Here is a 13,331-nt window from a genome sequence, read left to right as displayed (position 1 = left end):
TCACTTTTTAAATATTTTATAAATGCTTCCAAATTGAGCAAATCGACGCAAGTCATTAAGAAAAACTCCTCTACCGAAAATTCAAAATTCAAGTAATTACAATCTAACATTTCGATCTTTTCCAAAAAAAAAATCGCCAATTAAGGCGATTCTTTTCAATATTATTAATCATTTCAGCTTAGTTGATGGTTTTCTTTGTAACTGTAATTCCATCAGCAGAAATGATTTTCACAATCAAAAGCTGATTTGTAGTTTCAACATTTAGCGAAATTTCATTGGCATTAATATTTTTGGCGAAAGCCATAACTCTTCCTCTGCCATCGTAAATTTCAACTTGGTTAAGAAGTGCATTCGGCGAATTAATGATGACAGCATTATAATTATTGTAAACAACAACTGAACTTGAATTGAAAGTAGCATTTTCAACCGACAAAGGATTTTGATAGACAATGCTAAAACGATTTGCAAATGTACCTGCCGCTGTAACAAATGTATAAGGGTCAGATTTTAAATTATGATCAACTCCTATTTGAGTATCTCGCAAGAAAACATCTTGCTCTTCGGCAAAAAGTCCATCAACGTGATCAATTGCAATACTATAAGTGCCGGCTCGTTTTGCCATAAATTGTAGTGGTACACTATCGGCTGGAGTAAAAGGGAGCGATCTTCCTTGAATGGTATGCGGAACCGTTTGTATGATCGAAGTTAGAGAAATAGCACCATCAGTAATAGATTTGCCATCGGAAGAATCTAATTGGTCAGAGCCATCTGTAAAGTACGCAATCAGCATTTGCGAAAACAGCCCTTCACTGCTAGTTGCATTGAGCCAAATTCTATTATACTCTTGAGGATTTGTATTTCTAAAAAATTGATCTACATTGGTATTGCTACGCATCGAATTGGTGAAAACAAGATTGGTTGCAGAACCTATAGCTTCAACGAGAAAGCCTTGACCTGTCTGAATAATTCCATTAGGATCTACACTTTCAGGATTTCCATTGCTGACAAAACCAGCTGTGCTCCAAGTGGCGTAAGTCGGCTCAAGGACGTTATTTGTTTTTCTATAAAAGTACAACGTCCCTGTAATATTGGCGCTATTGAGTTCAACAAATGCAGTGGCATCAATTGGTGATGGATACGGATTTCCTACAAAATTATAGCCAAATCCTACGCCAAAATTATTCATACTGACATTAATATCACCACTATTGGGCTTGCCTAAAAACTCTCCAGTCCAAATTGCTCCAGTAGTGGAATGGTCATTGGGCGTACGAATTAAATATCCATTTCCGGTTGCAAAATTGGTACTGGATGGATTTGGCAGGACATTGAATAGATTTGTTGCACTATTATAGAAGTAGATTCGAGTCGGCACTGTTCCGATTGCAAAACCTTGAATGGATTGCTCTCCAAAGGTTGGCGAACTCCATATCGTATAATCCAGTCGGTTTAGAAAAGAGCTGTTGCGCTTGACTTTAATAGTGCCCGAATTGGGATTTGTAGTTCCGCTTTGTAGTAAACCAGCATTATTTTCTAAGGTAAATGTGCTGCCAAAATCAACGGTTAGAGCACCACTCAAAACTACGTTATAACCCGATGAAATGTTTGCATGCGCGCCATTGCTGATTGTTAAATAACAGGCATTGATATCTGCAGCTTGAGAATAGTTCCCCTCAATAAAAGCGTTCATTGTACTCGTAGGAGCAACTGGATTCCAGGAAGTGCCATTCCAAGTGGTGGTGATTCCCACAGTGCCAGATACGGCTACTGTCTTGCTCACTGCATTAACCGAAGCAATAGTAATGATCCCAGAATTTGAAGCTGAGGTAGGAGCCATTCGCACATAAACGACGGAATTAGGCACGTTTCCTGAAACATGAGGAAAGATAAGAGTGCTGCCAAAATTAATATCGTCCTTGGATATTGTAAATCCAGCGGCAGAAGTAATACTAATCTCTGCAGTCAAGAAGCTACCTGAAATAGTGAAATTTTGACTGTTTGAAGTTGTCTGTATGCAAGATGAAAATGCGGCTAAGCTTGTTACCGACACAGTTAATTGTGGCGAAGCAGCCAGAAACTCAACATCATTGCAAATCTTTAGATCAGCAATCCGACCCAAAGCAATGATTGGAAATAAAATAATCAAAAAAAGAATATTCTTTTTCATTAGAATTAATTTTCAAAAAACTCGAACTCTTGGGTTGTGACGTTTCTTGGTTTCAAGATCGTACTCAGATTGATTAAGTGTTTTTAAAAAAACTGACTATAAACTACAATTGCTGCTATTTCTAGCTGTCTGCTGATCCAATATATCGAGAGCAAATGCTTAGCGATAGTAAAGTAAAAGCTAAATGAATTTCTCACAAAATAACTTCGGTGAGTAGTATTAAAATCCGTTGTAGTACAACGATTAAAAAATTGGTAGCAAAAAGAATAATCAAAATTTGGTGAAGAGTTGGAGACTTTGTAGAAACCTAATTTCCTGATAGTTGAATTTTGCAGCTTGAAAAAGAATGTGTTGCAAAGGTCGCATCAAGAAATAAAATCATGAAAAAAGTACAATTTCTTCGCTGATTTTTTTCCAAAAAAAAATCGCCAATTAAGGCGATTCTTTTCAATATTATTTATTATTTCAGCTTAGTTGATGGTTTTCTTTGTCACTGTAATTCCATCAGCAGAGGTTATTTTCACAATCAAAACTTGATTTGTAGTTCCTACATTTATCGAAATTTCGTTGGCTTGTATATTTTTGGCTACAGCCAAAACTCTTCCGCGGATATCAAATACCTCAACCATTTCTAAAAGGTTATTTCCAGAATTGATCACAATATTGTTTTGATTTTTAAATAACACTACCGAATTTGAACTGAAAGTTGGACTATCTACAGCTAGTGGATTTAGGTAAACCAAATCAAAACGGTTGTTGAAACTACCTGCTTCGGTAGCAAAAGTATAGCTTGAAGCTTTAAGATCATGCAAGACATTTAGCACATTATCACGCAAGAAAATATCTTGAGAAACTTCAAAAAGTCCGTCCACGTGATCAATTGCAATTGTGTAAGTTCCAGCGGTTGCCGTCTTGAAGTTTAAATCTACCACATCTGAACTTTCAAAAGGTGCACGTCCCTGAATTATATACTCAGTATTGTCCAGCCAAGATGTTAGTGCCGTTGAGCCATCATTTAAATATTTTCCATCGGTAAAATCAAGACCATTTTCTGCTTCGGCTAAATAAGCGACAAGAGTTTGTCCAAATTCACCAGCAGCATTCGTAACATTTAGCCACACACGCCCACTATTTTCAATACTTGCATTCTTGAAAAATTGATTGTCATTATTTGTTGCTGTTCTCATTGAATTTTTGAAAACTACAATTCCCGCTGCAGGACTTGATTGTAATTTCTGAACGATAAACCCTTGGCCAACTTGTATAAATCCATTAGGTGCTGCACTTTCAAAAGTTTGGCCTCCATTAGTGCTACTACTGGAGTTGCTAACTGCAACCGCAGCGCCACCGGCATATGTATAAGTTGCATAGTATGCACTTGTTGTCTCTGAGGCAGTTGGCATATTATTACGTCTTCTCCAAAAGTAAAGGGTTCCACCAATCTGAGTTGCATTATCAGTCAAGAACTTTTTTGCATCAAGCATAGAAGGATATGGGTTTGCAAGCAAATTAAAGCCTTTTTGACCATAAACTAGGCTAACATTGATATCGCCATTGTTAGGTGTTCCTACAAATGTTCCAGTCCATGAAGTCGCAGGGACTCCAGCAGAGAAAATTGTGTGATTATCTGGCATTCTGATTAAATACCCTTTTCCAACTTCGAATGGTGTTGTAGGTAAAACCGAATTAAATACATCTGTTGAAGAGTTGTAAGTATAGAAACGGCTATCCACAGTATTAGGAGAGAAATTCTTTAACGTTTGTAGTGTACTTGTTATAGTTCCATAAAGTGGCGATCCCCACATTGTATAGTCTAATCTGAAAAGTTGAGAACTTTTTCTTTGTACATTAATAATCCCAGAGTTTTGCACATTTGTATTTTGGATCAAGTTTGTGTTACTAGCCAAAGTGAAACTTGCGCCACTTTCTACGGTTAAAGCGCCATTAAGCGTTACATCAAAAGTTGCTGGAATTACTACAACCGAACCACTCTTAATTGTAAGACTACATGCATTAATAGATGCTGCTTCATTATATGCACCGTTAATTACCGCCGTCGTTGTGCTAGTAGGCAAACCTACACTCCAAGTAGCTGCATTCCAGGTAGTTGTTGCGCCAATGTTACCAGATACCGAAATATTTTTAGTTGCAGCTTGTGAAGATGTTACTGTAATATTCCCAGAAACAGCAGTTGATGTAGGTTTCATACGAACATACACTAAAGCGGAACCTACAGTTCCTGATGCATGATCAAAAGTTAGCGTTGGACTGTACGTAATAGCATCTTTGGATACCTCAAATCCTGTTGGAGGCGTAACCACAATATTGCCACCTAAATTTGAGCCAGAAATTGTAAAACTTTGACTAGCAGAAGTCGTCTGAGCACATGATACAAATGCGGGTAAAGTTGTTGTCGAAGCAGTTATAACTGGAGTTCTAATCTCAAAATTTACAGCATTTGATACATACGTCGTTCCCATACGAACTGTTATAGGCACTTGTCCTGGTGCTGTAAGATCAGTTGCAGGGATACTCGCTGTTAACTGCGTTGGTGAAACGTACTGAGTAGTTCTTGCTAATCCATTCCAATAAACTGTATTGCCTTGTTTAAAACCTTTTCCATCAATAGTCAAAGTAAACGCATCAGAGTTCACATTTTTTATAGCCGGAGTAATCGATGTAATTTCAGGAACAACCACTTTAATAGTAATATTATCAAAAAACGAATCATTGCTCGTGTTTCCTGCATTCCAATAAGCGCCTGTCATTGGCAAATCAATACCAGTGTAAGGAGAACTATGGATTCCCGATTCAACCATATTCAAGCTTCCCGTTAATGGATCTGCAAAAGAATCTGGACCATCGTCACGCACAAATAACTTCCACACCTGATCTGCTGGATTGTATTCGACACGTACACTTACATAATTCGTACCTACCTTTTTAGGACCGGGTGCTTCAGATGATAAAATTGTACTGAAGGCTGCCATTCCTCCTGTATACCGAACTAAGCTTATAGGATCGTTTGGGTTTCCTGTAGTACTACGGCCTAGCTGGATTGCATACCCCTGACCTAGGGTCCTTGTGGTATTCGTAGTTCCTGCCAAAATATACGCCACCCCATATTGGTTATTGGAAAAGCCACTAGGATCTGGAAAACTTTGCCTCATATTAAATGTCCATGAAACAATTCCGAGATTTTGATTTAATATTGATCTATATCCAGAGCTAGCCACGGGAGTTGAAGTACTTGCGAGTACCCATCCATTTACAATTGAACCAGAACTTATATCATTAGTAAGATTAAGCCTTCCGTTGTGGATTCTAGCGCCATAACTAGTCCCACCTCTGCTAACGTTCCAATTGGAACCAGGAATAGTACCACTAGTGGTAGAAACATTTGTCTCGGAAGCATCAAATTTTTGCTCGAATACTGTTTTTTGGGCATGAAGTTTCGCACTAATAACAATAATTGTCAGAAAAAGTAAAACAAGTTTACTAAATAAAGATTTAATCATAGTAAAATAAAATTAATTGAATTTTTGAATTTGGGGCACTAAATTTATGTAGGTTATAAAAAGCAATTTGAAATAGGTAAAAATTTTCTGCTGCTAGACAAATTCGACAACTTCTTTATCTCTAAATATTTCAACGGCAAAATTATCTAAGAAGCTCCGAATTCTTACATGTTAAATGTTAAATTATCTTAAAGTTTCAAAATATTTTACGGCTAGATTACTGAATTTCAAGCCCTAAGAAAAAATAAAAAAATCAGTCATTTTGCCGATGAACGGTAAATTTTTATCGACCAATTGCACTATACTTGCGCTATAAGCCTTATAATATTTTTAACAAAATTTACAAAATTTAACTTAATAGAAATTTTACGTTTACTTCCAAATATTTTGTAAGAAATTTTTATGAAATTTTCTTCTGAGAATTGATTGAAAATCGATAATTCTTAAAAAAAGTATTAATACTAAATTAATTTCCCTTTGAAAGATTTTTATTCAATAAACTCTAGGGTTTGTTACGAAATTGTCATTTGGAGGATATTGCACGTTGGTACTGGTAAACTTTCTTTTAACAAAACTTCAATCAGGCTACTTTTCCTTTGTTATTAGTCCTAAAAGGATTTTTGCAAATAATAATTAGTCCCCCGTAAAGTATATATGATTAAGGTCTAGTAGTACTTCAAAAGAGTATTTTTTAAGCAACTGCGACACAGAGGATACCTACATCTATCAATGATCTGCTCGCCAAAGCAAATCGGCAGTCTGAACAGGAAATTAGATTGTCTACTAAATTTTTTGATACCTTTTCAAAAAGTGTTGTTGCACAAAAAAAGCCTCAACAATGTTGAGGCTTTCCATATGAAAGTTCTGAAATTCTAGTTCTTAAGATACTTTTCCAAGAATTCGTGTTGCTCCCATAATAGGTGCAAAATGTTTTCTTTGGCAGCATATCCGTGGCTTTCTTTTGGTAAAATCACCATTCGTACTGGAGCTCCGAGACCTTTTAAGGCTTGGAAATAACGCTCTGTTTGCAGTGTGAAAGTTCCAGGATTGTTGTCAGCTTCTCCGTGGGTTAATAGCATTGGAGTTTTCATTTTGTCCGCATTCATAAATGGTGACATAGTATTGTAAACTTCTGGTGCTTCCCAATAGTTACGTTGCTCACTTTGGAAACCAAACGGAGTTAATGTTCTATTGTAAGCGCCACTTCTCGCAATTCCGCAAGCGAAAAGCTTCGAGTGAGTTAGAAGATTCGCAGTCATAAAGGCTCCGTACGAGTGTCCTCCAACGGCAACTTTGGTTCGGTCAATATATCCTAATTTGTCCACAGCATCAATTGCTGCTTCGGCATTGGCAACCAACTGTGGAATAAAAGTATCATTTGGCTCGGTAGTGCCTTCTCCAATAATTGGAAAAGCGGCATCATCAAGGACTACATAACCTTGAGTAACCCAATATACAAATGATCCATAATAAGGGAATGTGAATTCATTTGGATTTTTTGAACTCTGTCCTGCCGAGTTTTTGTCTTTATATTCTGCTGGGTAAGCCCAAATAAGCAATGGGTATTTTTTCTTTGCATCATAATCTGTTGGCAAGTACAATGTTCCTGATAAATCGACTCCATCTTTACGTTTGTACTTAATTACTTCTTTATGTACTTTGCTGATTGATGCAAATGGATTTGCAAAATTTGTTACTCGCAAAGGTTTGCCTTTCTTGTTTTTGTATGACCTTAGAAAGTAATTTGGAAACTCATTCTTAGACTCGATAGAAACTAGAATTTCGCCTTTATCAAAATCATAAATTGTCTGGACGCTTTCCAACTTATCTTTATCAGAAGATTGGTAAAGTCGCTTTGTCTTTTTAGTTTTTAAATTCAGCTCGTCCACAAATGGAAATTGTCCTTTGGCAGTATGACCATCTCCAACTAGAAATAAATTTCCGTTGCGAATGGCAAGCGTTCTTTTTCCGAATTGATTTTTCTTAGTTTGGAAACGTCCAGGATCTGCGTAGATGTCTTGCGAATTTAAATCGTATAAAACTTCTGCCTTTTGATCAGCGTTATTTGGATTGATCAAATAGGTTTTTTCATTTCTAGTGTCATACCATTGATCCATTAAGATTGCGTGATTTTGGTCTCCCCAAACTATTCCGCCGTAACGCTGTGGGGTTTTAGCAATAGAAGTCGCAGTTGCCGTAAATGGCGCATCCCAAGAATAAATTTCGTCTCTAAAAGGAACTTCGTTGGCTGGATCTCCGCCGTCAAGTGCTTCTACATAATATAACGAAGCAGCTTTGTCCAATCTCCAACTCATAATTCGCTTGCCTTGTCTAGTCGCCATAAAACCTTTCGGAATTATTTCGTTCAGACCTAATTCGTTTACCACTTTTACCATTTTACCATCTGCGGTGTAAACAGTCGTTTTCTGTGGAAATCTGTTAAGTGGTACTACATACGAAAAAGGTTTTTCGATAGTAGTTACTAAAAGGTAGTTTCCGTCTGGCGAAAAAGTTTCGTTCACGTACATTGCTGCCGGCAAGAAAACTTTTGAAGAACCGTCGAGAGCGACCTTCATAATTTCTGAAGTTATCAGGTTTTCGAAATTCGCTTCATCCAATTTGTTTTTCAGCAAATCCTGGTAGGTACGGTTTTGTGATTTCTGTCCAACGCTGTTTGAAACGATTGGCCCTGTTGGCAATTCGGTTTTATTGTCTTGCAGTGGCGCGCGGTCGTCTTTCAACTTTCTGACAAGGATGTGTTTATTGTCTGAAAACCAGCTAAAAGGATTTCCCGCATTGGCATTACTGATTGATTCGGTTAATTTTTTTGCTTGCGCAGATGCTACGTCTAGAACCCAAAGTTCAACTCCAGTAGCAGTGGTGTTTGAAAAAGCAATTTTCTTTTCGTCTGCAGACCATGCAACATTCGAAATCTGTGGATTGATAGGAAGTCCTTGTACTTGACGTGCGTTGGCTTCGCCAATCTTTTGAATTTTAAGGTTGTTATTGTAAGTAACGGTGCTTCCAATATTTGTTTTTGGATTGATACGCAAGCCGCCGAGACGAATATCATCTTGACTTAAATCGTCGAGGGATTTGTAGGTGCTTCTGTAACTCAAAAGCATATACTGTTTTTTGGTGTCCATCAATACAGATGGCGCACGCTCATAATCTACAAGGTCCAGAATTGCTTTTGGCGGTTTCTGGTAACTGATATTCTCTTGTGCAAAAAGTGCCGAAGAAAATACAAGAAGGATTGTACAAAAAGTTATTTTCATAATGAAGATTTTTATAATCCGTGAAAATACAGATTAATTCGGCGATGTGGTACTAATTTGTTCTTAAGAATTTAGCTGAATGTTACCACCACTGCCCTAGCCCGGAATGGAGCGGAAATCCCGGAGGCGACAAAACTATTTTTTGCCGGCACAGAAGAGCGACCTTAGTCCCGATAGCTATCGGGATCCTTATGTGACGTTGCAAAAAAAGTTTTTGTGCCGAGGAATTGCAGAGAAATGCCGGAAACAGCTTCAAAAAAAAAACTATGAAAATTAAGAATATGTTATTGATTATCTAAATGAGCAATTGTTTAAGCGCTATTTTGTATCTTTGCCAAGCAAAAATTTGATGTATTAAATCTTTAAACAAATAACAATGCCAAAAGGAATTTATAGCGTGCCTAAAGCGTATAATGAGGTTGTAAAATCTTATGCGCCAGGGACAAAGGAGAGAGAAGAAGTTTTGAATGAGTACAAAGCGATGTACAACAGCACTGTTGATATTCCGTTGTATATTGGTCAAGAGGAGATTCGCACCGGAAATACAAAACCACTTTTCCCACCATACGATCACAAACATAATTTGGGTCAGTACCACGTTGCTGACAAGCCTCTTGTAGAGAAAGCGATTGCATCTGCACTAGAAGCGCGTACAAAATGGTCGGCATTATCTTGGGAGCACCGTGCTTCTATCTTCTTGAAAGCGGCTGAATTGCTTGCGGGACCTTACCGTGCAAAAATCAATGCTTCGTCTATGATTGCTCAGGCAAAAACTGTGCACCAAGCGGAAATTGATGCGGCTTGTGAGTTTATCGATTTCTTACGTTACAATGTTGAGTTTATGACTGAGATTTATGCTCAGCAACCAACAAGTTCTGAAGGAATTTGGAACCGTCTTGAGCATAGACCTCTAGAAGGATTTGTGTACGCAATTACTCCTTTTAACTTTACTTCGATTGCTGGAAATCTTCCTGCAGCAGTAGCATTGATGGGGAATGTTGTGGTATGGAAACCAGCGGCAACTCAAATTTATTCTGCTAAAGTAATTGTAGAAGTATTTGAAAAAGCAGGTTTACCAAAAGGTGTAATCAACGTAATTTACGGAGATAGCGCCATGATTACGGATACTGTTCTTGACAGTCCTGATTTTGCTGGAATTCACTTTACTGGATCCACTGGAGTTTTTAATTCTATGTGGTCTAAAATTGGACAAAACATCAATAAATATAAGACATACCCTCGTATTGTAGGAGAAACTGGTGGTAAGGATTTTGTATGGGCTCACCCATCTTCAAATTCACTTGAGGTTGCTACAGCTCTAGCTCGTGGTGCTTTTGAGTACCAAGGACAAAAATGTTCGGCTGCTTCTCGTGCTTATATTCCTGCTTCTCTTTGGGAAGATGTGAAAAAACAATTGGTTACTGACGTTTCTTCTTTTAAAATGGGAGCGCCAGATGACACAAAAAACTTTGTATCTTCTGTAATTTCTGAAACTTCTTTTGACAAACTTGCAAAAGCAATTGATGCGGCAAAAGCGTCTAACGAAGCTGAAATTATCGTTGGTGGTGGTTACGACAAATCTAAAGGTTGGTTTATTGAGCCTACCGTGATTGTGACTACAAATCCGAAGTATGATACTATGAAAACGGAACTTTTTGGACCGGTTCTTACTATCTACGTTTACGAAGATGCAAAATGGGAAGAGTCTCTAAAACTAGTTGACGAAACTTCTATCTACGCACTTACGGGAGCAATTTTCTCTCAAGACCGTTACGCAATTGAGGTTGCTACTAAAGCGCTTGAAGGAGCGGCTGGAAACTTCTACATTAACGACAAACCAACTGGAGCTGTTGTAGGACAACAACCTTTTGGTGGTGCTAGAGCTTCTGGAACAAATGATAAAGCGGGTTCTATTTTGAATCTTTTGCGTTGGGTTTCTCCACGTACAATCAAAGAAACTTTTGTACCAGCTACAGATTATAGATATTCTTTCTTGGACTAAATTAGTTCAAGTTTTAGATAATGAAAAAGTCGAATTCCCCAAAAGGAATTCGACTTTTTTTTATGCGTTTGAATTATTTTCTACTTCTTCCAACTTTTGTTTTAATTGCTGATCTTTAAACGCCCTTTTTAAGTTATGTTTTTATTGAAGAACCAATCCAATTTTGAGAATAATAAAAACTTTCTTTTGAATATAAAAAAACCCTTCAGTAGCCACTACGATTCTACCTGTTACTCTTTTCCTAGATTGTAGGTGTCCCACATTAAATTTCCATTAAAGTCAATTTTATATTTCGTTTTAGCAAAATCAGTAAGCAAAATTCCGTCATTTACAATTTTAAATTCTTCTTCATTATCTAGGGATACAAAAATGTCCGCGCCACCAAATTCCCATTTTATTTTTCCATCCTTGTCAATTTTGGCGACTTGAAGTTCTCCGTGCACAATGTATTCGTCTTGTTGTTTAAATATTTGATAACAAGTTGCATGGTCGGCTTGAGTTTTCCATTCTATTTTAAGGTTAGGAAGAGTTATACAAAACACAGTGTCGCAACAACATATTAATAATTGGTCTTTGTCAAGAAGTGATGAGTTTTGATGGATAACTGTCGCACCGCCAGAACCAATAACTATGCAATTATCAATGATTTGACCGTCTTGATAAAGTTTAATACCGTGTTTCGAAGTCGGATATTCGGTCGCCCCGTTACCGAAGTAATGTTTGGAATAATTAAAGTTGTTGTCTGCTGAACCAAATTTGTAAGTCGGTTCGTCGAGTACTTCAATTGTCAAATCTTTATAGTGATGTTTATTCATTTTCTTGTATTCCTAAAATAAAGGATAACTACCATTTCGTGACATAGAATATCACTTAGTGGATGATCACTTTGTCCGCCAGCTCCCATATTATAGTGCGCTTTTCGACGGAATAGGATTGACCTGCATTTGACCACCGACAGCTTTTAAAACTTTCATAATAGTTGCAAATTGTGGCTTTGCACCTTCAGATAGTGCCTTATACAAACTAGTCCTACTCATTCCAGTATCATCGGCAATTTTTGTCATTCCCATTGCCTTTGCAACGTGACCAATAGCGGTAATTATATCAGAATCGTCTCCTTCTTCTAATACCGCATTCAAATATTCAGCAATCATTTCATTGCTATCTAAATAATCTGATATTTCAAATTTTGAAGTTTCCATTTTCTATTAATTATTTAATTTTTCCCAGATTTCTTTTGCTTTTTCGATGTCTTTTTGCTGAGTAGACTTGTCTCCACCAACTAGTAAAATAATGATTTTACCGTCTTTACGTTTAAAGTAAACTCTATAGCCTTTGCCGAAATTAATTTTCAATTCCCGAATTCCATCGCTAATGACCTTACAGTCGCCAAAATGTTCATCATTTTCTAATTTCTGAATCCGAATCAAAATCTTCACTTTAGATTGAAGATCCTTTAGATTCTTCATCCACTTGTCAAATTCAGGTGTCTTCTCAATTAAAAACATATAAATTGTATCTAGTTGGATACAAATATAGGTAAATTTTTTAAATAATTATAATGCAGAAAAATTGTTAAGTGTTTACCAATCTAAGCCTTAAACTTCAACGGCACGTGAACAACTTTCTTAGTTTCGAAAAACTCTCCTTCAAATAAATCCGAAATATTATATTCCGTCGCTTTCGGGAAATCCTGTAATTCCTCGGTAAGGTCTCCTCCTTTTAGATAGAGAATTCCGTTTTTCAAATCGTGTTTGTTCTGTTTTTTGATTTTGTCTTTTACCCAACTCACAAAATCAGGCATATTGGTAACGGCGCGACTCACAATAAAATCGAAATCTCCTTTTATATTTTCGGCACGAATCTGTTCGGCTTTTACGTTTTTAAGATCCAATGCTTCGGCAACTGCTTTTACGACAGTGATTTTTTTCAAGATAATATCAATCAAATAAAATCTCGTTTCTGGAAATAATATTGCCAACGGAATTCCAGGAAATCCTCCGCCCGTACCCACATCAAGCACATAAGTTCCAGGTTCAAACTTCTGAATCTTGGCAATTGCAAGCGAATGTAAAATATGTTTGTGATAAAGCTGATCGATATCTTTTCGAGAAATCACATTTATTTTTGCGTTCCAATCGTTGTACAAATCTTCAAGTTGCTCAAATTGCTGTATCTGCAAAGGGCTTAAATCTGGAAAGTATTTTAGTATTTCGTCCATTAAATAGAATGTTTGTGGCAAAGATAGGATTTAGCTGTTAGCTTTTAGCGGTCAGCGGTCAGCTTTTGTGGGAGTGAGTAATATTCAGTGCGACAAATGTTGTGAGTAGAAAAATTACGCTTTCGCGGAAAGAAGGTTATCAAGA

The 13,331-nt window shown here is 37.1% G+C and carries 8 protein-coding genes; 1 reads left to right on the top strand and 7 read right to left on the bottom strand.

The genetic code is table 11. The features are described from left to right. Positions 1–178 precede the first annotated feature (178 nt). From SBO79_RS05425 to SBO79_RS05415, 3 genes are all read right to left on the bottom strand, one after another. Positions 179–2,167 (bottom strand): RemA C-terminal-like gliding motility protein, encoded by a 1,989-nt coding sequence (locus SBO79_RS05425; protein ID WP_318642683.1) that lies wholly within the window; start codon positions 2,165–2,167, stop codon positions 179–181. A 470-nt stretch (positions 2,168–2,637) separates the two neighbouring features. Continuing rightward, positions 2,638–5,685 (bottom strand): RemA C-terminal-like gliding motility protein, encoded by a 3,048-nt coding sequence (locus tag SBO79_RS05420; protein ID WP_318642681.1) that lies wholly within the window; start codon positions 5,683–5,685, stop codon positions 2,638–2,640. Positions 5,686–6,557: 872 nt separating this feature from the next. Further along, positions 6,558–8,963 (bottom strand): S9 family peptidase, encoded by a 2,406-nt coding sequence (locus tag SBO79_RS05415; RefSeq protein WP_318642679.1) that lies wholly within the window; start codon positions 8,961–8,963, stop codon positions 6,558–6,560. 376 nt (positions 8,964–9,339) lie between these two features. Here SBO79_RS05415 and pruA point away from each other — a divergent pair, with 376 nt between their 5' ends. Beyond that, positions 9,340–10,965 carry an L-glutamate gamma-semialdehyde dehydrogenase gene (pruA, locus tag SBO79_RS05410; protein WP_318642677.1) on the top strand — a complete coding sequence of 542 codons (1,626 nt, stop codon included), beginning with the start codon at positions 9,340–9,342 and terminating at the stop codon, positions 10,963–10,965. A gap of 230 nt (positions 10,966–11,195) precedes the next feature. On the opposite strand, the gene SBO79_RS05405 is transcribed toward pruA, so the two are convergent. From SBO79_RS05405 to rsmG, 4 genes are all read right to left on the bottom strand, one after another. Continuing rightward, positions 11,196–11,780 carry a hypothetical protein gene (locus SBO79_RS05405; protein ID WP_318642675.1) on the bottom strand — a complete coding sequence of 195 codons (585 nt, stop codon included), beginning with the start codon at positions 11,778–11,780 and terminating at the stop codon, positions 11,196–11,198. 90 nt (positions 11,781–11,870) lie between these two features. Then, positions 11,871–12,167: an addiction module antidote protein gene (locus tag SBO79_RS05400; RefSeq protein WP_318642673.1), complete on the bottom strand. Its 297-nt coding sequence runs from the start codon at positions 12,165–12,167 to the stop codon at positions 11,871–11,873. A 6-nt stretch (positions 12,168–12,173) separates the two neighbouring features. Continuing rightward, a complete protein-coding gene (locus SBO79_RS05395; protein ID WP_318642671.1) occupies positions 12,174–12,473 on the bottom strand; it encodes a type II toxin-antitoxin system RelE/ParE family toxin in 300 nt (99 codons plus the stop codon). 83 nt (positions 12,474–12,556) lie between these two features. Continuing rightward, positions 12,557–13,186, bottom strand: a complete 630-nt coding sequence (gene rsmG, locus SBO79_RS05390) for a 16S rRNA (guanine(527)-N(7))-methyltransferase RsmG (RefSeq protein ID WP_318642669.1) — start codon at positions 13,184–13,186, stop codon at positions 12,557–12,559. Between the last annotated feature and the right edge of the window lie 145 nt (positions 13,187–13,331).

Origin of the sequence: Flavobacterium ardleyense, assembly GCF_033547075.1 — a bacterium.
Lineage (GTDB): Bacteria > Bacteroidota > Bacteroidia > Flavobacteriales > Flavobacteriaceae > Flavobacterium > Flavobacterium ardleyense_A.
The sequence above is the reverse complement of the archived record's forward strand: the minus strand, read 5'-3'. Positions and strand labels throughout refer to the sequence as shown.

Bases quoted from the DNA above. Each gene is read 5' to 3' on its own strand.
- SBO79_RS05420 (WP_318642681.1), bottom strand. From the start codon at position 5,685: ATGATTAAATCTTTATTTAGTAAACTTGTTTTACTTTTTCTGACAATT.
- SBO79_RS05395 (WP_318642671.1), bottom strand. From the start codon at position 12,473: ATGTTTTTAATTGAGAAGACACCTGAATTTGACAAGTGGATGAAGAAT.
- pruA (WP_318642677.1), top strand. From the start codon at position 9,340: ATGCCAAAAGGAATTTATAGCGTGCCTAAAGCGTATAATGAGGTTGTA.
- SBO79_RS05405 (WP_318642675.1), bottom strand. From the start codon at position 11,780: ATGAATAAACATCACTATAAAGATTTGACAATTGAAGTACTCGACGAA.
- rsmG (WP_318642669.1), bottom strand. From the start codon at position 13,186: ATGGACGAAATACTAAAATACTTTCCAGATTTAAGCCCTTTGCAGATA.
- SBO79_RS05415 (WP_318642679.1), bottom strand. From the start codon at position 8,963: ATGAAAATAACTTTTTGTACAATCCTTCTTGTATTTTCTTCGGCACTT.
- SBO79_RS05425 (WP_318642683.1), bottom strand. From the start codon at position 2,167: ATGAAAAAGAATATTCTTTTTTTGATTATTTTATTTCCAATCATTGCT.
- SBO79_RS05400 (WP_318642673.1), bottom strand. From the start codon at position 12,167: ATGGAAACTTCAAAATTTGAAATATCAGATTATTTAGATAGCAATGAA.